The 24,012-nt window shown below is 54.7% G+C and carries 21 protein-coding genes; 8 read left to right on the top strand and 13 right to left on the bottom strand.

The features are described from left to right. Positions 1-9: 9 nt before the first annotated feature. Positions 10-1,395 carry a NarK family nitrate/nitrite MFS transporter gene (locus ACNQ0W_RS07605; RefSeq protein ID WP_026094300.1) on the bottom strand — a complete coding sequence of 462 codons (1,386 nt, stop codon included), beginning with the start codon at positions 1,393-1,395 and terminating at the stop codon, positions 10-12. 210 nt (positions 1,396-1,605) lie between these two features. Continuing rightward, positions 1,606-2,181, bottom strand: a complete 576-nt coding sequence (locus ACNQ0W_RS07600; RefSeq protein ID WP_062933007.1) for a TetR family transcriptional regulator — start codon at positions 2,179-2,181, stop codon at positions 1,606-1,608. A 116-nt stretch (positions 2,182-2,297) separates the two neighbouring features. Between ACNQ0W_RS07600 and ACNQ0W_RS07595 the strand changes: the two genes are divergently transcribed. Next, on the top strand, positions 2,298-3,788 hold the full coding sequence (locus ACNQ0W_RS07595; RefSeq protein WP_047747256.1) for an MFS transporter: 1,491 nt from the start codon (positions 2,298-2,300) through the stop codon (positions 3,786-3,788). A gap of 45 nt (positions 3,789-3,833) precedes the next feature. On the opposite strand, the gene ompC is transcribed toward ACNQ0W_RS07595, so the two are convergent. Both ompC and yddG read right to left on the bottom strand, forming a co-directional pair. Then, a complete protein-coding gene (ompC, locus tag ACNQ0W_RS07590; protein ID WP_003857040.1) occupies positions 3,834-4,907 on the bottom strand; it encodes a porin OmpC in 1,074 nt (357 codons plus the stop codon). Between the two features lie 626 nt (positions 4,908-5,533). Further along, entirely contained in the window at positions 5,534-6,412 is an 879-nt protein-coding gene (gene yddG / locus ACNQ0W_RS07585; RefSeq protein WP_062933008.1) for an aromatic amino acid DMT transporter YddG, read from the bottom strand. Positions 6,413-6,632: 220 nt separating this feature from the next. Here yddG and fdnG point away from each other — a divergent pair, with 220 nt between their 5' ends. The 3 genes from fdnG to fdnI are packed head-to-tail and all read left to right on the top strand — an operon-like array spanning position 6,633 to position 11,225. Continuing rightward, a complete protein-coding gene (fdnG, locus tag ACNQ0W_RS07580; protein ID WP_139157935.1) occupies positions 6,633-9,680 on the top strand; it encodes a formate dehydrogenase-N subunit alpha in 3,048 nt (1,015 codons plus the stop codon). An 11-nt stretch (positions 9,681-9,691) separates the two neighbouring features. After that, entirely contained in the window at positions 9,692-10,576 is an 885-nt protein-coding gene (gene fdxH / locus ACNQ0W_RS07575) for a formate dehydrogenase subunit beta (protein WP_003857048.1), read from the top strand. Next, complete coding sequence (gene fdnI / locus ACNQ0W_RS07570; RefSeq protein ID WP_062933010.1) at positions 10,569-11,225, top strand: formate dehydrogenase-N subunit gamma; 657 nt, start codon at positions 10,569-10,571, stop codon at positions 11,223-11,225. Before fdxH ends, fdnI begins: the two co-directional genes overlap by 8 nt. 61 nt (positions 11,226-11,286) lie before the next feature. Here fdnI and ppk2 read toward each other — a convergent pair whose 3' ends face one another. Continuing rightward, positions 11,287-12,105 carry a polyphosphate kinase 2 gene (ppk2, locus tag ACNQ0W_RS07565; protein ID WP_032671172.1) on the bottom strand — a complete coding sequence of 273 codons (819 nt, stop codon included), beginning with the start codon at positions 12,103-12,105 and terminating at the stop codon, positions 11,287-11,289. Between the two features lie 161 nt (positions 12,106-12,266). Between ppk2 and araJ the strand changes: the two genes are divergently transcribed. Beyond that, positions 12,267-13,442: an MFS transporter AraJ gene (gene araJ / locus ACNQ0W_RS07560; RefSeq protein ID WP_062933011.1), complete on the top strand. Its 1,176-nt coding sequence runs from the start codon at positions 12,267-12,269 to the stop codon at positions 13,440-13,442. Positions 13,443-13,481: 39 nt separating this feature from the next. Here araJ and ACNQ0W_RS07555 read toward each other — a convergent pair whose 3' ends face one another. Further along, positions 13,482-14,684, bottom strand: coding sequence for an NAD(P)/FAD-dependent oxidoreductase (locus tag ACNQ0W_RS07555; protein WP_062933012.1), 1,203 nt, complete (start codon positions 14,682-14,684; stop codon positions 13,482-13,484). A gap of 130 nt (positions 14,685-14,814) precedes the next feature. Here ACNQ0W_RS07555 and ACNQ0W_RS07550 point away from each other — a divergent pair, with 130 nt between their 5' ends. Continuing rightward, on the top strand, positions 14,815-15,324 hold the full coding sequence (locus ACNQ0W_RS07550; protein WP_015570482.1) for an RrF2 family transcriptional regulator: 510 nt from the start codon (positions 14,815-14,817) through the stop codon (positions 15,322-15,324). 39 nt (positions 15,325-15,363) lie between these two features. Here ACNQ0W_RS07550 and adhP read toward each other — a convergent pair whose 3' ends face one another. The 7 genes from adhP to ACNQ0W_RS07515 form a co-directional block, all read right to left on the bottom strand. Next, positions 15,364-16,374: an alcohol dehydrogenase AdhP gene (gene adhP, locus ACNQ0W_RS07545; RefSeq protein WP_006810706.1), complete on the bottom strand. Its 1,011-nt coding sequence runs from the start codon at positions 16,372-16,374 to the stop codon at positions 15,364-15,366. A 196-nt stretch (positions 16,375-16,570) separates the two neighbouring features. After that, positions 16,571-18,280 carry an ABC-F family ATP-binding cassette domain-containing protein gene (locus ACNQ0W_RS07540; protein WP_062933013.1) on the bottom strand — a complete coding sequence of 570 codons (1,710 nt, stop codon included), beginning with the start codon at positions 18,278-18,280 and terminating at the stop codon, positions 16,571-16,573. Positions 18,281-18,622: 342 nt separating this feature from the next. Beyond that, positions 18,623-20,320, bottom strand: coding sequence for an NAD-dependent malic enzyme (locus ACNQ0W_RS07535; RefSeq protein ID WP_022648194.1), 1,698 nt, complete (start codon positions 20,318-20,320; stop codon positions 18,623-18,625). Positions 20,321-20,496: 176 nt separating this feature from the next. Then, positions 20,497-20,634, bottom strand: a complete 138-nt coding sequence (gene sra / locus ACNQ0W_RS07530; protein WP_062933014.1) for a stationary-phase-induced ribosome-associated protein — start codon at positions 20,632-20,634, stop codon at positions 20,497-20,499. A gap of 95 nt (positions 20,635-20,729) precedes the next feature. Then, positions 20,730-20,945: a biofilm-dependent modulation protein gene (gene bdm / locus ACNQ0W_RS07525; protein WP_015570485.1), complete on the bottom strand. Its 216-nt coding sequence runs from the start codon at positions 20,943-20,945 to the stop codon at positions 20,730-20,732. 141 nt (positions 20,946-21,086) lie between these two features. Further along, entirely contained in the window at positions 21,087-21,608 is a 522-nt protein-coding gene (locus tag ACNQ0W_RS07520) for a VOC family protein (RefSeq protein ID WP_062933015.1), read from the bottom strand. A 51-nt stretch (positions 21,609-21,659) separates the two neighbouring features. Next, positions 21,660-22,511 carry a Vmh family MBL fold metallo-hydrolase gene (locus ACNQ0W_RS07515; protein ID WP_062933059.1) on the bottom strand — a complete coding sequence of 284 codons (852 nt, stop codon included), beginning with the start codon at positions 22,509-22,511 and terminating at the stop codon, positions 21,660-21,662. A 111-nt stretch (positions 22,512-22,622) separates the two neighbouring features. On the opposite strand from ACNQ0W_RS07515, the gene ACNQ0W_RS07510 reads away from it, so the two are divergent. Both ACNQ0W_RS07510 and ACNQ0W_RS07505 read left to right on the top strand, forming a co-directional pair. Continuing rightward, positions 22,623-23,510, top strand: a complete 888-nt coding sequence (locus ACNQ0W_RS07510; RefSeq protein ID WP_072189980.1) for a LysR family transcriptional regulator — start codon at positions 22,623-22,625, stop codon at positions 23,508-23,510. A 69-nt stretch (positions 23,511-23,579) separates the two neighbouring features. Then, on the top strand, positions 23,580-24,008 hold the full coding sequence (locus tag ACNQ0W_RS07505) for an OsmC family protein (RefSeq protein WP_003857069.1): 429 nt from the start codon (positions 23,580-23,582) through the stop codon (positions 24,006-24,008). The last annotated feature ends 4 nt before the right edge of the window (positions 24,009-24,012 follow it).

Genomic DNA, 24,012 nt, shown 5'->3' with positions numbered 1-24,012 from the left:
ATGTAGTTATTATTTTTGTGAGGATTTGCGGCCGTACACCAGCCAGGTGACGAGCACGCAGACGATGTAAAACACGAGGAAGACTTTCATGGCGCCCACCGGGGAACCGGTCATCGCCAGGGATGTGCCAAAGGCTTTGGGAATAAAGAACCCGCCCACCGCACCGATGGCAGAGATAAAGCCCAGCGCGGCAGCCGTTTCAGTCACCGCTTCATGCTGTGCCTGTTCGTCGCTCCCACCCTGTTTTTTCACGCGGTCGAGGGTGATTTGGCGAAAGATAATCGCGATCATCTGGAAGGTCGAGCCGCTGCCCAGGCCTGCGGTCAGAAACAGGCCCATAAAGACCAGATAAAAGGCCATAAAACTGCCTGAACCAGACCCGGGGAGCGTCAGGAAAATCAGGGCGCTAAAGATGGCCATAAAGACGAAGTTGATCAGCGTCACCCGTACGCCGCCCAGCCTGTCCGAGATCATCCCGCCAGCGGAACGCGCCAGCGCACCGATCAGCGGGCCAAAGAAGGCGAGGTGGAGGATATTTACGTCCGGAAACTGGGTTTTCGACAGCATAGCAAAGCCTGCCGAGAAACCGATAAACGAGCCGAAGGTGGCCAGATAAAGCAGGCTCAGCAGCCAGAGATGAAAGCGCTTAAGCACCGGAAGCTGGCTGGCAATGGACGCTTTCGAGCTGGCGATGTCGTTCATGCCAAAAAACGCCGCAAGGGTGGCAAGAATCAGCAGCGGCGCCCAGATCCACGCCGCGTTCGCCAGCCACATCGTCGAGCCATCCTCCTGCGGTACGCCGTGCACGCCGAGGAAGGTAAACATCGGCAGGAAAATCACCAGCGGCGCAACCAGCTGCATCACGCTCACGCCCAGGTTACCCAGCCCGCCGTTAATGCCCAGCGCGCTGCCCTGTCTGGCTTTCGGGAAGAAGAAGCTGATGTTTCCCATGCTGGAAGCGAAGTTGGCGCCGGCAAAACCGCACAGCAGTGCGATGATGATAAAGACCCAGTAAGGCGTAGCGGTATTCTGGATGGCGATCCCAAGCCAGACACAGGGCACGACCAGGATCACGGTGCTCAACACGGTCCAGTAACGTCCGCCAAATATCGGCACCATAAAAGAGTAGGGGACACGCAATATCGCGCCGGAGAGAGAAGGTAATGCCGTTAGCATAAAAAGCTGATCGGTGCTGAAATTAAATCCGACCTTATTAAGGTTTACCGCAATAGCGCTAAACAACATCCAGACACAAAACGCGAGAAGCAAACACGCCACGGAAATCCACAGGTTTCTTCGTGCGATATGTTTCCCTTTATTCTCCCAAAATTGCGCGTTTTCCGGTTTCCAGTTACTCAACAGATGCTGATTACTCTTCTCGCTTTGATGTGACATATCACCCTCTTGCTTACCAAAATGGAGAGAAAAAAGAAGTAAAAACAGAAAGATACCTGTCGGCAGTTTGTAGAAATTATTGGATGTTATGGGATACATCTGAAAGGATAGATAAAAAAGCGAATCCCTGAGTTTGGAATGGGAATCAGGGTTCGCTTTATGTGTTACTAATTGTAACTATTTGCGGAAATTAATACCCCGATGGGAGTATTAAAACAATTCGAGGGAGATAAGTTTATCCAGATGCTTATTAAATGCCGCGTCGTCCATTTCAGGCATATTTAATACGTATATGCCATCCAGGCCACATACCAGACCAATTAAACGCCAGGCGATATTTTCCGGCTGGTCAGCAAGCGTAAAGACGTTGGCCTCCGCCCCGGCGCGGATAATCGCGACCGTTTCCTGGTGCCACATCTCCATAGTCAAAACGTAGGCGCCTTTGATATCGCTATCCCGGCTGGCGAGAATTTGCGCCTCCCGCCACAGTCGAATATAGGGCTCAAACCCGCCGTCATCGCTGCCGAGCATGGCATGCAGGCGCTCGCGCCAGCCAGCGTTTTCGCCAACGATTTCAGCATCCAGCAAATCGCGGATCAGCCGGACAAACGCCAGCGATTTAAGCTCGCCCGCCGACGCAAAGTGGTGATGCACCTGCCCGGTGGCGACGCCCGCTTCGGTGGCGATGCGGCGCACGGTCATCGCAGCGAATCCTTCGGTCAGCGCCACGCGCATCGCGGCCTGGAGGATCTCTTCCCGCCGCTCGTCCTTGCTCAGATAACGCATAATTTCTCACTCTCAATGGCAACGAAACGAGTGTAACAAAGAGCTGGACAAGCGTTCAACTTTACGTAGGATCGCATTCTGGACATGTGTCCAGTTTTTAACTGAAAAGGAAATTTATGTTTCGTCAGTGGTTAGCGTTAGTGATTATCGTGCTGGTGTATATCCCGGTGGCGATTGACGCGACGGTGCTGCACGTGGCGGCGCCAACATTGAGCATGACGCTGGGTGCCAGCGGCAACGAATTGCTGTGGATTATTGATATTTACTCGCTGGTGATGGCGGGAATGGTGCTGCCGATGGGCGCGCTGGGCGATCGCATAGGTTTTAAGCGCCTGCTGATGATCGGCAGCGTGCTGTTTGGCCTGTCATCGTTAGCGGCGGCTTTTGCGCCGTCCGCGGGCTGGCTGATAGCCGCCCGCGCGTCGCTGGCGATTGGCGCGGCGATGATTATTCCGGCTACGCTTGCAGGGATTCGCACGCTGTTTATTGACGTGCGGCACCGTAACATCGCCCTTGGCGTCTGGGCTGCCGTTGGGTCGGGCGGTGCGGCGTTTGGCCCGCTGATTGGCGGCATGCTGCTGGAGCACTTTTATTGGGGGTCGGTGTTCCTGATTAACGTGCCGATCGTGCTGATCGTGGTTTCGCTTGCTGCGCGCCTGGTGCCTGCTCAGCAGGGGCGGCCCGAGCAGCCGCTCAATATCAGCCATGCCATTATGCTGATTGTGGCGATTTTACTGCTGGTCTATAGCGCCAAAACCGCCCTGAAAGGGGTGCTGTCGCCGTGGATGGTGGCCTGTACGCTGCTTACCGGGGCGGTGATGCTGTTTATCTTTGTCCGTATCCAGCTGCGCGCGCGCGCGCCGATGATCGACATGCGCCTGTTTTGCCATCGCATTATTTTAAGCGGCGTGGTCATGGCGATGACCGCCATGATTGCGCTGGTGGGCTTTGAACTGCTGATGGCGCAGGAGTTGCAGTTCGTGCATGGTTTTACGCCGTTTGAAGCAGGGATATTTATGCTGCCGGTGATGGTGGCGAGCGGATTTAGCGGGCCGATCGCGGGTGTGCTGGTCGGGCGTCTGGGGCTGCGCATTGTCGCGGCCGGAGGCATGGGGCTTAGCGCGGTCAGTTTTATCGGCCTGTCGACACTCGATTTCAGCACCCAACAGTGGCAGGCGTGGAGCCTGATGGTGCTGTTGGGCTTCAGTGCCGCCAGCGCACTGCTGGCCTCGACGTCAGCGATCATGGCTGCCGCGCCGAAAGAGAAAGCGGCCGCCGCAGGCGCGATCGAAACCATGTCCTACGAGCTGGGTGCTGGTCTGGGGATCGCCATTTTCGGTCTGCTGTTAACCCGCAGCTTTTCGGCGTCTATTGTACTGCCGCAGGGGCTGAGCGCGTCGCTGACCGATAAAGCCTCGTCGTCCATCGGTGAAGCGATGAAGGTGGCGCAGGAGCTGACGCCGTCGCTGGCCGAGCCGGTGATGACGGCGGCGAAAACCGCGTTCATCACCTCGCACAGCGTGGCTCTGGGCAGTGCGGGAGGCATGCTGCTGATTCTGGCGGTCGGGATCTGGTTTAGTCTGGCGAAGGTCGGAGGGCAGCAGTAATAAAAAAGGCCAGCCGCGAGGGCTGGCCTTTTGAACTAACAGATCTTAGAACTGGTAGGTCAGACCCACAGCCACGATGTTGTCGGTAGCCACTTTGGCATCTTTGGTGAACTGGCTGTCATCCACGAGGTTGATTTTGTAATCAACATAGGTGGACATGTTTTTGTTGAAGTAGTAGCTCGCGCCAACGTCAACGTATTCAACCAGGTCCTGGTCGCCATAAGAACCGATGTCTTTACCTTTGGATTTCAGGTAAGCGATGGATGGACGCAGACCGAAGTCGAACTGGTACTGTGCCACAACTTCGAAGTTCTGCGCTTTGTTGGCAACGTGACCGTTACCGAACGCCGTCATGTTGCGGGTTTCAGAGTAGGTGGTTGCCAGGTAGATGTTGTTCGCATCGTACTTCAGGCCAGCAGCCCAGACTTCTGCGTTTTCGCCACCGGCGTTCAGGTTGCTTGCAGCACGAACCTGACGGTCGGTACGGTCAGATTTCGCGTAGGTCGCACCCACACCGAAGCCGTCGAATTCATAGGTAGAAGAGAGACCCCAGCCGTCACCGTTGGATTCGGTGATCTCTGAACGGTCGTTTTTACCCTGGTACTGAGCAGCCACGTTCAGGCCGTCAACCAGACCAAAGAAGTCGGTGTTACGGTAGGTTGCAACGCCAGTGGTACGGCCGGTCATGAAGCCGTCAGTCTGCGTCCAGGTATCGCCACCGAACTCTGGCAGAACGTCAGTCCACGCGCCGATGTCATAAGCCACACCGTAGTTACGACCGTAGTCGAAGGAACCGAATTCATCGAATTTCAGACCAGCGTACGCCAGACGGGTTTTGTTGCCGTCTGAACCCTGAGCTTCAGAGCGATTGCCCTTGAACTCATATTCCCACTGGCCGTATCCGGTCAGCTGATCGTTGATCTGAGTTTCACCTTTGAAGCCCAGACGAACATATGTTTTGTCACCGTCGCTACCAGCATCATCAGAAAAATAGTGCAGACCAGTAACTTTGCCGTACAGATCCAGTTTGTTACCGTCTTTGTTAAAAACTTCAGCCGCGTTAACAACGCCTGCTGCCAACATGGAAGTCACTGCCACTGCAACTAATTTAAGTTTCATCTTAAATAATCCTTATAATTTTATTTAGGTATTTCCTAAGCCACCTGAGCGATTTTTAAACGAGGCTTATCGTCAATGGCAGACTATTTTTAAAATTCCGTAGACTGCTTTCAATAATAAGTTTCAAAATATTAAAGATAATTTCAATTAGTGTGATCCTGATCGGATTGATTGCCCTTAAATCGCCCAGTTAGGTTAATATATAGACATAAAGTGATTATTAACCAATCAAGATAATATGGCTGTGAATAGTTGTCGGACGTTTTAGTTTTTTGGTGGGATTAAAAGGGTTTGGCAGGGAATGTCAAAGCATGTGGCAGGATAACCTTTTTTAAAACAGTTGATTATAAATTTCTCGGGAAACCAGAACCTGTTTTTTAAGAGAAATATTCAGAAATAAACTATTGCACTTTGTGCTATATAGCGCGGGAATATTGGCGCTGAATTAATTACCTGCGTTGTCAATTTATGTCAATTTCCACAACGACTCTGGCTTTCTGAAAGCACTCTATACAGAAATTTAATTACCCTCTAATGTTACGAATTATATTCGGGGGTGTGATCACATATTAAAATATTGTTAATATTTTGCCGGGCATATTCGGTACCCGGCAAAAATAAAAATGCTATTTGCGGGTGGCATACCAGCACAGTAACGATCCGGCGCAAACCATTAATGCCCCTTGCCAGAATGAGAATGAAAGCGGAGAACTCAGCACAATAGCCGCCAGCGCGGCGGAAAGAACGGGCGTGAAATAAGAGACAGCCGCAAGCACCGTGACGTTACCGTGAAGAATACCGATATTCCAGGCGGCGTAGCCAAAGCCAAGCGCAACCCCACACATCAATAGCTTCACCACTACCGGGACGCTGAACACCATTTCGGGCTGATCGCTGACGGCATATTTGACCCACAGGCTCAGGGCGGTCAGCAGGACGAAAAGGGTAATGCCATTTTGCCCTTTGGCATACTTGCTGGTGACGGTGCAGTAGGCGGCCCAGATAAAAGCGCCAGCAAACGCCAGCCCATAACTTAGCGGACTGGAAACGACGTTCTGCATGATGTCATTCAGTTGCAGACCGTTTTCGCCACCTAAAACCCAGCACACCCCCAACAGCGAGATGAGAAGCCCAGGGATCACCCACAGGGTGGTTTTTTGCCCGTTGAACAAAATCGCGAACGCAATCGTCAGGCTTGGCCACAGATAATTGACCATACCGACTTCAATCGCCTGTGAACGCGTCGCGGCATATCCCAGCGACAGGGCCAGGCACATCTCATAGCTGACAAACAGGATGCTGCCCGCAATGAGATAGCGCGTGGAAAAACGCCGAAGATCGGGAAAACCCACCGTCACCAGACACAACAGTCCGCTGACGGTGTAAATCATCGCCGCGCCGCCCACCGGGCCCAGTCCTTCACTGACGCTGCGGATGAGACCCACCATGGTGCTCCACAGCAATATGGCCGCCAGGCCTGTCAGCGTTGCTCTTTTTCTGTCCATTACCCTGCCAGTCTTCTAAAAATCAAAGGGAAAACTTATAGCATCTATTTGCTTCACCTGGCGAATTTTCAAAGAGCCTGTTAACCCGAAAGGATTAGCAAATCGTACCGGCAGTGACTATTAAGGGGGCGAAGTCTGGCGACCTTGATTTGACGCAAAAAAAACAGGGGCTTTGCTGTTAGTTTGCGGCGCGAAGTCTTATCAGATAACGAGGACAGCAATGGACGTCAGCCGCAGACAATTTTTTAAAATCTGCGCGGGCGGTATGGCCGGAACAACAGCCGCAATGCTGGGATTCGCTCCCAAAATGGCGCTGGCTCAGGCACGCAACTATAAACTGCTGCGCGCGAAAGAGATCCGTAACACCTGCACATACTGCTCCGTGGGTTGTGGGCTATTAATGTATAGCCTGGGTGATGGCGCGAAGAACGCCAAAGAAGCGATTTATCATATTGAAGGGGACCCGGACCATCCGGTGAGCCGCGGGGCGCTTTGCCCGAAAGGGGCGGGGCTGCTGGACTACGTCCACAGTGAAAACCGTCTGCGCTACCCGGAATATCGTGCGCCGGGCTCTGACAAATGGCAGCGTATCTCATGGGACGACGCTTTCTCCCGAATTGCAAAACTGATGAAAGCGGATCGCGACGCCAACTTTATTGAGAAGAACGAGCAGGGCGTCACGGTAAACCGCTGGACCTCCACCGGGATGCTGTGTGCCTCTGCGGCAAGTAATGAGACCGGCATGCTGACGCAAAAATTTGTGCGCTCCCTCGGCATGCTGGCGGTTGATAACCAGGCGCGCGTCTGACACGGACCAACGGTAGCAAGTCTTGCTCCAACATTTGGTCGCGGTGCGATGACCAACCACTGGGTTGATATCAAAAACGCTAACGTCGTGGTGGTAATGGGCGGTAACGCCGCTGAGGCCCATCCGGTGGGATTCCGCTGGGCGATGGAAGCGAAAAACAACAACGATGCGACGCTGATTGTCGTCGATCCACGCTTTACGCGTACGGCATCGGTGGCTGATATCTATGCGCCGATCCGCTCCGGTACGGATATTACGTTCCTTTCCGGCGTGCTGTTGTACCTGATCGAAAACAATAAGATTAACGCGGAATACGTTAAGCATTACACCAATGCCAGCCTGCTGGTGCGGGAAGATTTCGCCTTCGAAGATGGTCTGTTCAGCGGCTATGACGCAGAGAAACGTCAGTACGATAAATCATCCTGGAACTATCAGTTCGACGAAAACGGCTACGCGAAACGCGATGAGACCCTGAGCGATCCGCGCTGCGTGTGGAACCTGCTGAAACAGCACGTTTCCCGCTATACGCCGGACGTGGTGGAAAACATCTGCGGTACGCCGAAAGCGGACTTCCTGAAAGTGTGTGAAGTGCTGGCCTCCACCAGTGCTGCCGACAGAACCACCACGTTCCTGTACGCGCTGGGCTGGACGCAGCATACCGTGGGCGCGCAGAACATTCGCACCATGGCGATGATCCAGCTGCTGCTCGGCAACATGGGGATGGCCGGTGGCGGCGTGAACGCCCTGCGCGGACACTCTAACATTCAGGGCTTAACCGACCTCGGCCTGCTGTCGACCAGCCTGCCGGGTTACCTGACCCTGCCGTCCGAGAAACAGACCGACTGGCAAAGCTGGCTTGACGCCAACACGCCAAAAGCGACGCGTCCGGACCAGGTGAACTACTGGAGTAACTATCCGAAGTTTGCCGTCAGTCTGATGAAATCGTTCTACGGCGACGCGGCGCAGAAAGAGAATGACTGGGGCTTTGAGTGGTTGCCGAAATGGGACCAGGCTTACGATGTCATCAAGTATTTCAATATGATGGATAAGGGCGACGTCACGGGGTATATCTGCCAGGGCTTTAACCCGGTAGCGTCATTCCCGGATAAAAACAAAGTCGTTCGCAGCCTGAGCAAGCTGAAGTACATGGTGGTTATCGATCCGCTGGTCACCGAAACGTCTACGTTCTGGCAGAACCACGGTGAATCAAACGATGTCGATCCGGCAGCGATTCAGACCGAGGTGTTCCGCCTGCCATCGACCTGCTTTGCGGAAGAGGACGGTTCTATTGCCAACTCTGGCCGCTGGCTACAGTGGCACTGGAAAGGTCAGGATGCGCCGGGCGAAGCGCGTAATGACGGCGAAATTCTGGCCGGGATTTACCATCGTCTGCGCGAGATGTACCGCGCAGAAGGCGGCAAAGGCGCTGAGCCGCTGCTGAAGATGAGCTGGAACTACAAGCAGCCGGATCATCCTGAGTCCGAAGAGGTGGCAAAAGAGAACAACGGCGTGGCGCTGGCCGACCTGTACGATGCCAATGGCAATCTGGTGGCGAAGAAGGGACAGCTGCTCAATAGCTTCGCGCTGTTGCGTGACGACGGTACCACGGCCTCGTCCTGCTGGATCTACACCGGCAGCTGGACGGAGCAGGGTAACCAGATGGCCAATCGCGATAACGCCGATCCGTCAGGCCTGGGCAATACCCTGGGCTGGGCATGGGCGTGGCCGTTGAACCGCCGCGTACTGTACAACCGTGCTTCCGCAGACGTGAACGGTAAGCCGTGGGATCCGAAACGCATGCTGATCGAGTGGAACGGCACGAAGTGGACGGGGAACGATATCCCGGACTTCAACACCGCCGCGCCGGGCAGCAACACCGGGCCGTTTATCATGCAGCCGGAAGGGCTGGGACGTCTGTTTGCCATCGACAAACTGGCAGAAGGGCCGTTCCCGGAACACTACGAGCCGATGGAAACGCCGCTCGGCACTAACCCGCTGCACCCGAACGTGGTGTCAAGCCCGGTGGTACGCATCTACGAAGACGACGTGCTGCGTTTAGGTAAAAAGGACAAGTTCCCGTATGTCGGCACCACCTACCGCCTGACCGAGCATTTCCATACCTGGACCAAGCACGCGCGGCTTAACGCCATCGCGCAGCCGGAACAGTTTGTGGAGATAAGCGAAACCCTGGCGAAGGCGAAAGGCATTGCCAACGGCGATCGCGTGAAGGTCAGCAGCAAGCGCGGCTTTATTCGCGCGGTGGCGGTGGTCACCCGTCGTCTGCAAACGCTGAACGTGCATGGCCAGCAGGTGGAAACCGTCGGCATACCGCTGCACTGGGGCTTTGAAGGGGTGGCGCAGAAAGGCTACATCGCCAATACCCTGACGCCAAACGTCGGCGATTCCAACTCGCAAACGCCGGAGTATAAAGCGTTTCTGGTCAACATCGAGAAAGCGTAAGGAGCGATTAAATGGCGATGGAAACACAAGACATTATTAAACGCTCCGCGACCAACCCGATAACGCCCGCGCCTCGTGCGCGGGATTACAAGGCAGAAGTCGCCAAGCTGATCGATGTCTCCTCCTGCGTGGGCTGTAAGGCCTGCCAGGTGGCCTGCTCGGAGTGGAACGATATTCGCGACGAGGTGGGGCACTGCGTTGGGGTCTATGACAATCCTGCTGATCTGAGCGCCAAGTCTTGGACGGTGATGCGCTTTAGCGAAACCGACCAGAACGGCAAGCTGGAGTGGCTGATCCGTAAAGACGGCTGTATGCACTGTGAAGATCCGGGCTGCCTGAAGGCATGCCCGTCTGCCGGGGCAATCATTCAGTACGCCAACGGGATCGTCGACTTCCAGCAGGATAACTGCATCGGCTGCGGTTACTGTATTGCGGGCTGTCCGTTTAATATCCCGCGTCTCAATAAAGAGGATAACCGGGTCTACAAATGCACGCTGTGCGTCGATCGCGTCAGCGTCGGCCAGGAGCCTGCCTGCGTGAAGACCTGTCCTACCGGGGCGATCCATTTCGGCACCAAAAAAGAGATGCTGGAAGTGGCGCAGCAGCGGGTGGATAAGCTCAAAGCGCGCGGCTATGACAAGGCCGGGATTTATAACCCGCAGGGTGTCGGCGGTACGCACGTCATGTATGTTCTGCACCACAATGACCAGCCGGAGCTGTATCACAATCTGCCGAAAGATCCGGCGATCGATACCTCAATCAACCTGTGGAAAGGGGCGCTTAAACCGCTTTCAGCGGCGGGCTTTATCGCAACCTTTGCCGGGCTGATTTATCACTACATCGGTATCGGGCCGAATAAAGAGGTGGATGACGACGAGGAGGAGCATCATGAGTAAGTCGAAAATGATAGTGCGCACAAAATTTGTCGATCGCGCCTGTCACTGGACGGTGGTCATCTGTTTCTTCCTGGTGGCGGTATCCGGCATATCGTTCTTCTTTCCGACGCTTCAGTGGCTCACGGAAACCTTCGGGACACCGCAAATGGGGCGCATTCTGCATCCGTTCTTCGGCGTGCTGATTTTCGTGGTGCTGATGTTTATGTTCGTGCGTTTTGTTCATCACAACATCCCTGACAAGCAGGATATTCCCTGGCTAAAAGGGATTGTTGAGGTTCTGAAAGGCAACGAGCATAAAGTCGCGAAGGTGGGCAAATACAACGCCGGGCAGAAGATGATGTTCTGGACCATCATGAGCATGATTTTCGTGCTGCTGGTGACCGGAGTGATTATCTGGCGTCCGTATTTTGCCCAATATTTCCCGATCCAGGTGGTGCGCTACGCACTGCTGATCCACGCGACCTCGGCCATTATTCTGATCCACGCCATCCTGATCCATATGTATATGGCCTTCTGGGTGAAAGGATCGATTAAAGGCATGATTGAAGGGAAGGTGAGCCGCCGCTGGGCGCAAAAACACCATCCGCGCTGGTATCGGGACGTTGAGCGTCTTGAAGCGCAAAAAGAGAGTTCAGAAGGGATGAAGTAAATGCCCTGCGCCGTCGGCTTTGCCCGGCGGCGCTGCGCTTGCGCGGGCCTACTTCTCAATATCAAAATCGCTCTGCAATATAGCGGAAGGGATATTTTGTAGGCTTCACTTTGCCGATCTTGCGTTTCGGTAAATCCACTTTGTCTACGTGAATTTCTTTATAGGGGATCTGCGAAAGCAGATGCGAAATAATATTCAGCCGCACCCGTTTTTTATCTTCTGAGCGCGCCACAAACCACGGCGCCCAGGCGGTGTCGGTCGCTTTAAACATCGCGTCGCGAGCGAGGGTATATTCATCCCACAGATTAAAAGATTTAATATCCATTGGAGACAGCTTCCAGATCTTGCGACCATCATTAATGCGATCGCGCAGGCGTCGCTCCTGCTCTTTTGGCGTTACTTCAAGCCAGTATTTCAACAAAATGATCCCGGCATCGACCATCGCTTTTTCCATTACCGGCGTTCCATCAAGAAATTTTTCGGCCTGCTCTTCGGTACAGAAACCCATGACTCTTTCCACGCCCGCACGGTTGTACCAGCTGCGGTCAAAAATGACGATTTCACCGGCAGAGGGCAGATGGGGAACGTAACGCTGAAAATAGAGCTGACTTTTCTCTTTATCGGTGGGGGCCGGTAACGCAACAACGCGAAACACCCGGGGGCTGACGCGTTCGGTGATGGCTTTGATGGCGCCGCCTTTACCGGCGCCGTCTCGCCCTTCAAAAACAATACAGACCTTTAACCCTTTGGCGACCACCCATTGCTGGAGCTTAACAAGTTCAACATGGAGGCGACGAAGCTCTTGCTCGTACGCTTTGGTTTTGAGCGGCGCGTTTTTAACGACATCATCAACAACACGGGTTTTCTTCTTACTGACCATGGTGGGTCTCCCTTTGTATCCGGTCGCGGGATCGAGGCCGTACTAAGAGTGTAATCGGCCTGAATGAATGGATTAATGTGTCAGAAAGCTGATTTGAACTGGTTCACCATACAAGTTTAATCAATAATGCACGCTGCATATTTTTTAACAGTGGTCGCGGTATGAAAAAGACAATTTTTTCGTTAGCACTGGGTACCTTTGGCCTGGGGATGGCTGAGTTTGGCATCATGGGCGTGCTGACAGAGCTGGCTCATGATACGGGCATTTCGATTCCCTCCGCCGGAAATATGATTTCGTTTTACGCTTTTGGCGTGGTGATCGGCGCGCCGATTGTGGCGCTGTTCTCCAGCAAATTTTCGCTGAAAACAACGCTGCTGTTTCTGGTGGCGATGTGCGTCGTCGGTAACACACTCTTTACCTTCTCTGACTCCTATGTTGGGCTGGCGGCGGGGCGCTTAATCTCTGGTTTTCCGCATGGCGCGATTTTCGGAGTGGGGGCGATAATCCTGTCAAAAATCGCGCCGCCGGGCAAAGTAACGGTCGCTGTGGCCGGGATGATTGCCGGGATGACCGTTGCCAACCTGCTTGGCGTGCCGCTCGGGACGTGGCTGGGACATGAATTTAGCTGGCGTTACACCTTCTTTTTGATTGCGGTCTTTGACGCGCTGGTGATCCTGTCTGTTCTGCTGTGGGTGCCAGACATTCACGACACGACCACCACCCGGCTGGCAGAACAATTCCACTTCCTGAAGAAACCGGAACCGTGGCTGATTTTTGCCGCTACGATGTTTGGCAATGCCGGGGTGTTTGCCTGGTTTAGCTTCGTGAAGCCGTTTATGGTCAATGTGTCAGGCTTTTCCGAGGGCGTAATGACCGCGATCATGATGCTGATGGGGCTGGGCATGGTGCTGGGTAATGTCTTCAGCGGTAAGCTGTCGTCGCGCTTTAGCCCGCTGCGCATTGCTGCCACCACCGACCTGGTGATTGTGGCTTCGCTGCTGGCGTTGTTCGCCTTTGGCGAGCTTAAAACAGCTTCACTGGTCATGGGATTCGTCTGCTGCGCCGGGCTGTTTGCGCTCTCTGCGCCGCTGCAAATTCTGCTGCTGCAAAATGCGAAAGGCGGCGAGATGCTGGGGGCCGCAGGCGGGCAAATGGCGTTTAACCTCGGCAGCGCAATTGGCGCCTATTTCGGTGGATTAATGATTACGCTCGGCTTTAGCTGGAGCTATGTCACGCTGCCGGCCGCGATTTTATCCTTCTCTGCGATGACCTCTCTGCTGATGTATGGTTATTTATGTGCCAAAAAGCGTCAGGCCAACGCAGGTGCGCTGGCCTGATTGCACACTTTGACCGCTGGTCGCGGGCGCAGAAGGGGACTAAACGAATTTCGCCAGTGGGTCAGCGGCGGCAAAAGCGACCGCTTTGTCTGCTGCTGGCGGATAAATCAGTTCGTTGGTGATGGCGACTTTGATCTTTTTACCTTCCTCGCGCACGGATTTAATGCGCTGTTCCCAGCCCTCGGTGTATACCGCGCCCCAGCCACCCAAATCCAGACAGGTGACGTAGTTCACCTGACGGTAAGGGTACGGCTCCAGATTTAACAGGCTGGCCGCCGCGTTGTGTCCGGCGAATTTCCCCAGCTGGATCGCGTGCTGGCAGGTCATCAGCGCCGTGTTGCCCGCATCGTCCGTTTTGGCGTGCGCCATATCACCCGTCGCGTAAACCTCAGGATGCGCAGGAACCTGCAACGTGTCGGTGACGATCAGCCGTCCCTGAGTATCGCGTTCCCCGTCAATTTGTAGGCTGAGAGGGTTAGCTTCTACCCCTGCCGTCCACACTACAGTGGCGCTGGCAATGCGCTCTCCGTTTTTCAGCGTTACGCCGCTGGCATCGATGGCTTCAATTTCACTGTTTAAACGCCATTCAACGCCCAGCGCGTTGCTTGCTTCTTCAATTGTGTTACGCAGCGCCTCGCTGTAACGCCCGCCAATGGTTGCACCTTTTTCAACTACGATTACTTTAGTCTTTGTATCGGCACCGAAGCGAGTGCGGAGTCGGGCAGGGAGTTCCGTTGCCAGTTCGATGCCGGTAAAGCCGCCGCCACACACGACCACGGTATTACGCTCCGGGGTGGAGGGGCGCGAAACCAGCGAATCAAGATGCTGCTCGAACAACCTGGCGGAGTCGAGTTGGTCGATATCAAAGGCGTATTCAGCCAGACCGGCAACAGGAGGGCGTTTAGTCTGGCTACCGGTTGCGAGGATCAGACGTTCCCATGCGACTTCAGCAATCGCGCCGTTTGAATCGCGATATACAACGGTTTTAGACGAGGTATCAATACGTTGTGCTTCGCCCGCAATAAAGGCGATGCCCAGCTCAGCAAACAGTTCGGTCAGCGGCGCGACCATCGACGACACGTTCTCTTCATAAAAGCGTGGGCGAACGCGCAGTTCCGCAACAGGGGCCAGCACCGTAATGCTGAGGCTATTGTTACCCTCCAGAGCAGAAAGGCGCGCGGCGCTGACCGCAGCCCACATACCGGAAAACCCACTACCCACAATTAAAATCTGCTTTTTCATACTCGATCCTTTAGTGCGTCAGGCTGTATGTCTGACATAACTGCCACTATACTTGTCGGAGTTAACTGCGACAACTTCTTTCTGAGTTAAAAATCGTTATAATGCAGCGAACAATGACCCGGAGTGAGCCATGGCGTTTTACAGTTCTGGTGTGGAATATGGCATTCATAGCCTGATGTGTATGGTGGATGCAAAAGGCAATGAACGTGAGATGAGCGTCCGGGAGATGGCGGCCTTGCAGGGCGTGCCGTACGACTATCTTGGAAAAATCTTCACCCGTTTATCACGCGCGGGGCTGGTTATCAGCACCGAGGGTAAAGGGGGAGGCTTCCGGCTGGCGCGTCCGGCGGAGCTGATCAGCGTGCTGGACGTGGCGCATGCCATTGACGGCGAGAAGAATATGTTTGAGTGTCGGGAAGTGCGTCAGCGCCTGGCGGTGTTTGATGAAACGCCACCTGCCTGGGTCTGTGACGGCCCGTGTGGGGTGCGCTCGGTCATGGACAGCGCGCAGCAGCGGATGGAAGAGGAGTTAGGGCGCCATACCATCCTGGATCTGGCGCGGAAGATGTATCGAAAAGCGCCGGACACGTTCCAGATCGAGGTTCAGGAATGGATTTCCGATCGCCGTTCGTCCACGTGAAAAGCCGGGCAGGGCAGAGCCGCTACCCGGCCACCGCGGTTAAGAACGTAAATCAATCACCATACGGCCACGGATCTGGCCCTGTTCCATTTCTTTGAAGATGGCGTTGATATCTTCCAGTGGGCGCATTGTAACTTTCGGTTTCACCTTACCTTCAGCCGCAAACTGGAAGGCTTCGAGCAGATCCTGACGGGTACCCACCAGGGAACCCACTACCTGAATCCCATCGAGGACCAGACGTGGAATATCCAGGCTCATCGCTTCCGGCGGCAGGCCAACAGCCACCACGCGGCCACCGGCGCGAACTGCGTCAACGGCAGAGTTGAAGGCCGCTTTCGCTACCGCCGTCACCACCGCCGCATGCGCACCGCCGGTTTTCTCCTGAATCACTTTTGCCGCATCTTCACTGCGGGAGTTCACGGTTAAGTCTGCGCCCATGCTGGCAGCGAGCTTCAGCTGCTCGTCATTCACGTCAATGGCGATAACTTTCGCATTGAAGACATTTTTGGCGTATTGCAGCGCGAGGTTGCCCAGACCGCCCAGGCCATAGATCGCAATCCACTGGCCGGGTTTGATGTCAGAGACTTTTACCGCTTTGTAGGTGGTGACCCCGGCGCAGGTGATGCTGCTGGCCGCCGCAGAGTCCAGTCCGTCCGGAACTTTAACCGCGTAATCCGCGGTTACGATGCACTCTTCCGCCATGCCGCCGTCAACGGAGTAACCCGCGTTTTTCACGTCACGGCACAGCGTTTCGTTGCCGGTATTACAATATTCACAGTGGCCACAGCCTTCGAAGAACCACGCCACGCTTGCACGATCGCCTACTTTTAGCGACGTGACGCCAGGACCAATCTCTTTGACGATACCAATCCCTTCGTGGCCGAGGATCACCCCGGTTTTGTCGCCAAAATCGCCATTCTTAACATGGAGATCGGTATGGCAAACGCCACAGCACTCCATCTTCAGTAGCGCTTCACCATGTTTGAGCGCGCGTAAGGTTTTTTCTGTGACATTAACCTGATGATCCTGAGTGACAACAGCAGCCTTCATGTGTTTCTCCTTTCATGATGAGTATCTGCATAGCAGGTCTGATTACCCATTAAGGATTAATACTTTGGCGCTGTAATGCAAGGCAACCGCAACATAATGTCATTATTTGATGCATTTTCGGATTAAGAAAAGGCTGTACCCCTCATAAATTGGGGTGAAAAACACTGGCCCGGCGACGTCACCGCCGGGCTCAGATTTACAGTTGCGCTTCTATCACCTCAATCTCTTTTCGCCATTGCGCCTGTAACTGCGGTTTTTGATGTTTTGGCTTGCGCGCCAAATCTTCTTCCAGCAGTGTTTCCAGGGCAACCAGGCGTTCGAGCAGATCGTCAGACGCTGAAGAGGGTGCCTTCAATGCGTTATTCGATGCCTCAGGTACAACCGGAGCGGTGTCCTCACGCAGGCGCTCAAACACCGCCTCCGCATCGTGCCATTCGCTCAGCCTGCCGTCCTCAATCAGCCAGAAGCGGTTACAGCTCTGGCTAATTAACTGACGATCGTGGCTCACCAGCAGCACTCCGCCTTCAAACTGTTGCAGCGTTTCCGCCAGCGCCTCTTTGCCTTCCATGTCCAGGTGGTTGGTCGGTTCATCCAGCATCAGCAGGCTATAACGGGCAAGCGTCAGGCCGACGAACAGCAGGCGCGAACGTTCCCCGCCGCTCAGCGTACTGACTTTTTGCCCGTGACGCGCCCACGGGAACCCGGCACTGATGAGCGCCATTTTACGGGTCTGCGGATCTGGCGCGAAAGGCTCCAGCGCATCAAGCAGCGCTGCATCATCTGGCAACTGGTGCAGCGTCTGGTCGTAGTAGCCGGGTGAGACGCGCGGATGACGCTTAAGCCGCTCGTCCGCGATCTCGTCGCGAAAATGTCGCCAGATAAGCTTCAGCAGCGACGATTTTCCGCAGCCGTTACGACCCACAATCGCCACGCGATCGCCGCTCTTCAGCCGCGCGCTGTCGAGAGTAAACAGGTCTGGCAGACCCGGCGCCGGGGGGACGCCGAGGTGAGTCATTTCCAGCAGGCGGTCGGCGCGAAGCGCGTCCCCGCGCAGGGTTAAGGTCCACGGGCTTCCCGCCGTCAGTTCCGTCTGGGTCTCTTTCAGGCGTTCGACCTGTTTTTCCATCTGCTTAGCCTTACGGGAGAGATCTTCGTTGTCATAGACCTTGCCCCAGGTCGCGAGACGTCGGGCGCTGGCCGTGACGCGGTCGATCTCTTTTTGCTCTGCCTTATGGCGCAGCGCATCGCTTTCATCTTTCGCGTCGAGCGCCTGACGTGCGGCAGTACAGGGAAGGGCAAAGGCGTGCAGCGTTTTATCGCGCAGGATCCAGCTGCCGTTGGTTACCGCGTCCAGCAGTTGCCTGTCGTGTGAGACCAGCACAAAGCTGCCGGACCAGTTTTGTAGAAACTGCTCCAGCCACAGCAGGGTCGGCAGGTCGAGGTGGTTGCTCGGTTCGTCCAGAAGCAGCAGATCCGGATCGCTTATCAACGCCCGCGCCAGCAACAAGCGCGTATGCTGGCCGCCGCTCAGCGTGGCGGAGGTTAACGCCGTTTCCTGCGTCGTGAAGCCCATTCCGGCCAGCAGCGTCTCGGCTTTCCAGCGCAAACTGTCGCGCTCACCGATCGGCAGCTGCGCCAGCACCGCATCCAGCATGGTCAGGGGATCAAGGGTCTCCGGCAGATGTTGTTCCACGCGCGCCAGCAGGCAATGTCCCGCCAGCGAAACGGTTCCGGCAGCAGGGGACTGCGTCCCGTCGAGGATTTTCAGCAGCGTACTTTTTCCGCAGCCGTTATCACCCAGCAGGCCGATGCGATCGCCTTTTTTTAACGTAAAGGAGAGAGAGTCGAAGAGCGTGCCGAACGCCGTATCAACGCGTAAAGAATGTGCAGTGAGTAAAGTGCTCATTGTTGCTTACCCAGGAGTTACAGGCATGTTTATGCCTCGTCAAACATCGCTGACGATAACTCAGTAAGCCCGAGAGAAGGGATTTCAGGGGGTTGGTGTCTTCGCTCAAGCGGAAGTTATCGCAGCACGATACCGATAACGCTTGAGCTGGTGCGATCACCAAATGTATGTGAAACATTGAAAATTTCACAGTACAGCATAATTGGCCTCCTTATATATTCAGTAGGTTAATGGATGAAGGGAGTGTAGCGGGGGAAAATGGGTTTGGCTAGTGGGAACTGCCGTATATTCCTTCACCCAGCCCTCTCCCCAAAGGGGAGAGGGCTGGGTGAGGGGCAATGCTTAAATCGAAGTACGACGATAGCTACGGTATTCCGGCATCCAGAAGTTATCGTCAATCGCCTGCTGCAACGCATCAGCAGAGGTTTTCACCGCGACGCCTTGCTGCTGCGCCATTTTGCCTACCGCGAAGGCAATTGCGCGGGACACTTTATGTATGTCTTTCAGCTCCGGCAGTACCAGGCCTTCACCGTTATTCACCAGCGGTGAGTGACCTGCCAGCGTTTCGCTCGCGGACATCAGCATTTCGTCGGTGATGCGTGACGCGCCGGAGGCGATAACCCCCAGACCAATACCCGGGAAGATATAAGAGTTATTGCACTGTGCAATGGGGTAGAGCTTGTCTTTCCACACCACCGGATCAAACGGACTGCCGGTCGCGACCAGTGCCTTACCTTCGGTCCAGGCGATGATGTCCTGCGGCGTTGCCTCCACGCGTGAAGTCGGGTTAGACAGCGGCATCACGATAGGGCGTTCGCAGTGCTTGTGCATCTCGCGAATAATCTCTTCCGTGAAGAGACCGGTCTGCCCGGATACGCCGATCAGAATGTCCGGCTTCACGTTGCGCACCACGTCAAGAAGCGAGAGCACTTCGTTGTCTGTATCCCAGTTTTTCAGGTTTTCGCGCTTCTGCACCAGTTTGGTCTGGAACGGGAGCAGGTTTGGCATACCGTCGGTCAGCAGGCCAAAACGGTCCACCATAAAGACGCGGGAGCGCGCCAGCTCTTCGCTTAAGCCTTCGCGCTGGGTCTGGGCAATAATTTGCTCGGCGATGCCGCAGCCCGCGGAGCCTGCACCCAGGAAGACAATTTTCTGATAGCTGAGCTGGCTGCCTGCCGCACGGCTCGCGGCAATCAGCGTCCCCACGGTCACTGCCGCCGTGCCCTGAATGTCGTCGTTGAACGAGCAGATCTCATCGCGGTAGCGGTTCAGCAGCGGCATGGCGTTTTTCTGCGCGAAGTCTTCGAACTGCAACAGCACGTCCGGCCAGCGGTGCTTCACGGCCTGGATGAAATCATCAACAAACTGATAGTACTCGTCGTCGGTAATGCGCGGATGACGCCAGCCCATGTACAGCGGATCGTTCAGCAGTTGCTGGTTGTTGGTTCCCACGTCCAGCACCACCGGCAGGGTGTAGGCCGGGCTGATCCCGCCGCAGGCGGTATACAGCGAGAGCTTACCGATGGGAATACCCATCCCGCCAATGCCCTGGTCGCCAAGGCCCAGAATACGTTCGCCATCGGTTACCACGATCACCTTGATGTTGTGGTTAGGCACGTTTTGCAGAATGTCGTCCATGTTGTGACGGTTCTGATAGGAGATGAACACGCCGCGGGAACGACGGTAGATCTCTGAGAAGCGTTCACACGCCGCGCCGACGGTTGGTGTGTAAATGACGGGCATCATCTCTTCGAGATGGTTCTGCACCAGGCGGTAGAAGAGGGTTTCGTTGGTGTCCTGGATATTACGCAGGTAGATGTGCTTATCGATTTCGGTTTTAAAGCCCTGATACTGGATCCAGGCGCGTTCCGCCTGTTCTTCAATGGTTTCAACCACTTCAGGCAGCAGGCCCAGCAGGTTAAAGCTGCTGCGCTCTTCCATGCTAAAGGCGCTGCCTTTGTTCAGAAGAGGAAACTCCAGTAAAACCGGACCGGCGTAAGGAATATAAAGGGAACGATGTTTTTTCAGTTTGTTGTCCATGTCACTCACTCTTTTTAAGAAGATCCGTCCCTGACACTGCTGTTTGTCATCTTTCTGGCCTGTGCTACGGGGTGCGGTCGGGCGGTATTATAAAGGAGCTAAATATTAATTACCGCAACACATAAACAAAAACACCACCGGGGTAACCGATGGTGTTGTGGATTTCGTACTGGAACTTACTTGCCTGTCTGACGTTTCCTGCCGGTGGCGTGGGTCACTTGCGTTTCGCTCCCCTCTTCAATAACCACTTTGCGCTGGTTAGAGAGCTTGTAGTTCAGTCCCAGAATGTGGCGTGCCTGACGGTTCGATTTCATATTAACTCCTCAATCCCGTTGATAGTTTTAAGGACAAGTTTGCTCACGCAAACGAAATGTAACCCCTTAGGTTGCAGATCCAGCTTAGCAGGTTTTTACAAAGGTGCATTTTGCCCGCTGACCACGTAGTTGATGGTTTGCTGGTAGATGTCACTGAGGATGTCATTGTCTGTGGCTTCCACCCACCTGGTCAGTTCCATCAAAATGTCATCTTCGGTAACAACACCGTGCTCCGCCTGAAGACCCTGCGCAATCGCGTTAACGAGTTCGGGTTGTGCTGCTGTGGTATGTGCCGGGTAATAAGTAAACATGCTGCCTCCGTGTCGTTGTCTGTTTAATGTTACGGCGTGCAAAATCGTAATTCGCATTCAGATTGGCAAATATTTTTGCCGTTGTGGTTCAGATTCGTCCTGGAAATAAAAATATCATCTCCCGTAGCACAGAAATAAAATTTAGGGTTTCCAGCGGCGTAAATTTGTCGTTTTTTCATAAGGCATGGGCGTCGGCCAGCAGATCAATTCCACAATGCTGCCCCAGGGTGTTTGCCCATAGCAGAAAGCATTCCCTTCACCTTTTTCATCCGAAAATGTAAGTGGCTTTGGCGCGGTAAACATCTCCCCGCCAGCAGCGGTGAAAGCGGCTATCGCCTTATCAAAATCATCAACATAGACAGCAAAATGCTGGAGGCCAAAGTCGCTGGCGCGGGCGGGCATTCCCTGTTCAGGACCATGCATTTCGAAAAGTTCTATGCCGGGTCCGTGGGGCATAACAAGCATGCGGATGGCGTGAATTTTTGTGCCGGGAAATAATTTTAAGGTGTGCTGCTGGGCGGGCTGATCAATATTATCGGTTTGCGCATCGACAGAATGATATAAAACCTGTGCGTCGAAAGCGCGTTCAAAAAATAGGGTGGCTTTTTCAATGTCGGGCACCGTAATACCGATATGGTCGATGCCCCTTACTGACGATGGCATAGTTAACTCCTGCTATAAAAAATTTAAATATAGCAGGAGATAATCAGGCTATTACCACTTCATTTCGCCGGTATTCACTTTGGCACTCAGTTCCAGCGAACTGGCTTCCGCCAGGTTCGGCCACTGTTTTTTCATCGTGTTGATGACGCCGGTTGACGCTTTATCTGCCGTGAGGGCCTGTTCAAACTGCTGTAGATAGCGACGAGTAAAGTCGATAGCGCCGGTCCCCGCTGGCGGTGTCCCAAGGTAGTGGCCCGGAATAACGTGTTCGGGCTTAAGGGCTGCCATGCTATCCAGCGTCTGCTGCCACTGTTTGCGGCTTTCCGGCGTTTGGGTATCCGCCGTCCAGACGTGAATGCCCCATGAGACGCCCGTGCCGCCGAGGATGGTTTTTGCGGATGGGATCCAGACATACGCCGCATAGCTCTCAGGCTCTTCAATATTCACTCTTTCACCGTCAATCATAAAGGTGGTTGAGGCAAGCACTTGCGGCACGTAGAGCTGCGTCGGCGCGCCGTCTTTCATCTGTGGCCCCCAGAAGGCGAGCTTCGCGTCTTTTGTGGCCCTGATATGGTCCACCACCTGTTGCGTGGCGACAACTTTGGCATTAGGGAAGGCTTTCACCAGCGGTTGCAGGCCGAAATAGAAATCCGGATCGCCGGAGGTGATCACGATTTTATTCAGCGTTTTACCGCTGTGGCGAATTTTTTCTACCAGCGCTTCGCCATCTTCCACGCTGAACTGGGCGTCAAACAGTACCGCCTCTTTCGGGCCAGATACCAGGGTGGAAGAAACGGCAAAAATGCCTTTTTCCTGCGGGTTGTACGTATCAACGGTCAACGGCGCGGCAAAGACGACCGGAGTGAAAAGGGTTGTCAGCAAAGCAAGGCGGGCGATGGTCATGGTCATGTCTCTGTTCTTCAGGAAAGTCTCTATTGTACGGATCTCTTCATTTGCCAGAATTCCTGAAACAGGAGATGCTTAGTTTCATAAATCGAGCAAATGGAGGTCAGAATGGATCGCGTTATTGCCGCCCAGGTGTACAACCGCATCTGTGAGCTGGGGAGTTTAAGCGCGGCGGCGCGGGCGCTGGGGATCTCCCGTCCGATGGTGAGCCGCTATCTGGAGCAGATGGAGAAGTGGGCCGGGGCGCGGCTGGTGAACCGCTCCACCCGCAAGCTGACGCTGACGGCGGCGGGGGAGAAGGTCCTGCAAAAGACCCGCACGCTCTCGCAAATTTCTCAGGAAATTGAAGATCAGTCTGTGAAGGATCTACCCTCAGGCACGCTTCGCGTCGCCTGCGCGCATTTTACGGCGATGCAGATTATCGCTCCGGTGCTGCCCGATCTGTTGCAGCGTTACCCTCAGCTGCGCATCGAGCTGGATGTTAACAATCATCCGGTAAGCCTGGTGGGCGAGCGAATTGACGTGGCGATCCGCATCACCGATAACCCCGAACCGGGCATGATCGCCCGCCGGCTGGGGGAGTGTCGGTCCGTGCTTTGCGCCTCGCCGCACTACCTTGCCAGCCGGGGCGTTCCAGAGCAACTGGAGGATTTAGCCCGGCACAACTGCCTGCATTACAGCTTTTTTGCCGGTCAGTCGTGGCGTTTTTTGACGCCCGAAGGGGAGCCAGTCACGACGGCGGTCAGCGGCAATCTCAGCGCCAGCATCTCGTCACTGCTGATGGAGGCGGCGATAAACCACTGTGGTATTGCCATGCTGCCCGAGCGCGAGGCTGACGCGGCGCTACGGCAGGGCAGTCTGGTGCCGGTGCTCAGCGCCTTTACGCCAAAACCGATCGGTATTTTTGGTATTTATCAGTCGCGAGACTATCAGCCTGCGGCGCAGCGTGTGTTCCTCGACGCGCTGGCAAACCACCTTGCCACGCGCTCGGACTAGTCTGTCTTCCCTGCAAAATGGATTATGCGTCCTATACTTATCCCTTTGTAAGCCAAAAGGAGAGCAAGAATGACGATTCATAAGCACGGTTCAGCACACTGGTCTGGCGACATCAAACGCGGCAAAGGGACGGTCTCAACAGAGAGTGGCGTCCTTAACCAGCAACCTTACGGCTTTAACACCCGCTTCGAGGGCGAAAAAGGGACCAACCCGGAAGAGCTGATTGGCGCAGCGCACGCGGCCTGTTTCTCTATGGCCCTGTCGCTAATGCTGGGCGAAGCGGGTTATACTGCCGATTCCATCGATACCACGGCGGACGTTTCGCTGGATAAAACCGACAGCGGTTTTGCCATCAGCAAAGTGGCGCTGCAAAGCAAGGTGACGGTACCGGGTATCGATCCGCAGCAGTTCGACGGCATTATTCAGAAAGCGAAGGCGGGTTGTCCGGTGTCGCAGCTGTTGAAAGCCGAAATCACGCTGGATTACAAACTCAACTGATATC

Source organism: Enterobacter cloacae complex sp. 6730903 (assembly GCF_048283985.1).
Classification (GTDB): domain Bacteria; phylum Pseudomonadota; class Gammaproteobacteria; order Enterobacterales; family Enterobacteriaceae; genus Enterobacter; species Enterobacter hormaechei_C.
This window is presented reverse-complemented; position numbering and strand designations above follow the sequence as displayed.

What these genes read in the sequence shown, in the direction of transcription:
- bdm (WP_015570485.1), bottom strand. Translation starts at nt 20,945, where the DNA reads ATGTTTACTTATTACCCGGCACATACCACAGCAGCACAACCCGAACTC.
- ACNQ0W_RS07600 (WP_062933007.1), bottom strand. Translation starts at nt 2,181, where the DNA reads ATGCGTTATCTGAGCAAGGACGAGCGGCGGGAAGAGATCCTCCAGGCC.
- ACNQ0W_RS07535 (WP_022648194.1), bottom strand. Translation starts at nt 20,320, where the DNA reads ATGGACAACAAACTGAAAAAACATCGTTCCCTTTATATTCCTTACGCC.
- ACNQ0W_RS07515 (WP_062933059.1), bottom strand. Translation starts at nt 22,511, where the DNA reads ATGACCATCGCCCGCCTTGCTTTGCTGACAACCCTTTTCACTCCGGTC.
- ACNQ0W_RS07540 (WP_062933013.1), bottom strand. Translation starts at nt 18,280, where the DNA reads ATGAGCACTTTACTCACTGCACATTCTTTACGCGTTGATACGGCGTTC.
- ACNQ0W_RS07550 (WP_015570482.1), top strand. Translation starts at nt 14,815, where the DNA reads ATGGCGTTTTACAGTTCTGGTGTGGAATATGGCATTCATAGCCTGATG.
- ACNQ0W_RS07595 (WP_047747256.1), top strand. Translation starts at nt 2,298, where the DNA reads ATGTTTCGTCAGTGGTTAGCGTTAGTGATTATCGTGCTGGTGTATATC.
- ACNQ0W_RS07555 (WP_062933012.1), bottom strand. Translation starts at nt 14,684, where the DNA reads ATGAAAAAGCAGATTTTAATTGTGGGTAGTGGGTTTTCCGGTATGTGG.
- ppk2 (WP_032671172.1), bottom strand. Translation starts at nt 12,105, where the DNA reads ATGGTCAGTAAGAAGAAAACCCGTGTTGTTGATGATGTCGTTAAAAAC.
- ACNQ0W_RS07505 (WP_003857069.1), top strand. Translation starts at nt 23,580, where the DNA reads ATGACGATTCATAAGCACGGTTCAGCACACTGGTCTGGCGACATCAAA.
- araJ (WP_062933011.1), top strand. Translation starts at nt 12,267, where the DNA reads ATGAAAAAGACAATTTTTTCGTTAGCACTGGGTACCTTTGGCCTGGGG.
- fdxH (WP_003857048.1), top strand. Translation starts at nt 9,692, where the DNA reads ATGGCGATGGAAACACAAGACATTATTAAACGCTCCGCGACCAACCCG.
- adhP (WP_006810706.1), bottom strand. Translation starts at nt 16,374, where the DNA reads ATGAAGGCTGCTGTTGTCACTCAGGATCATCAGGTTAATGTCACAGAA.
- yddG (WP_062933008.1), bottom strand. Translation starts at nt 6,412, where the DNA reads ATGGACAGAAAAAGAGCAACGCTGACAGGCCTGGCGGCCATATTGCTG.
- sra (WP_062933014.1), bottom strand. Translation starts at nt 20,634, where the DNA reads ATGAAATCGAACCGTCAGGCACGCCACATTCTGGGACTGAACTACAAG.
- fdnI (WP_062933010.1), top strand. Translation starts at nt 10,569, where the DNA reads ATGAGTAAGTCGAAAATGATAGTGCGCACAAAATTTGTCGATCGCGCC.
- ACNQ0W_RS07510 (WP_072189980.1), top strand. Translation starts at nt 22,623, where the DNA reads ATGGATCGCGTTATTGCCGCCCAGGTGTACAACCGCATCTGTGAGCTG.
- ACNQ0W_RS07520 (WP_062933015.1), bottom strand. Translation starts at nt 21,608, where the DNA reads ATGCCATCGTCAGTAAGGGGCATCGACCATATCGGTATTACGGTGCCC.
- ompC (WP_003857040.1), bottom strand. Translation starts at nt 4,907, where the DNA reads ATGAAACTTAAATTAGTTGCAGTGGCAGTGACTTCCATGTTGGCAGCA.
- ACNQ0W_RS07605 (WP_026094300.1), bottom strand. Translation starts at nt 1,395, where the DNA reads ATGTCACATCAAAGCGAGAAGAGTAATCAGCATCTGTTGAGTAACTGG.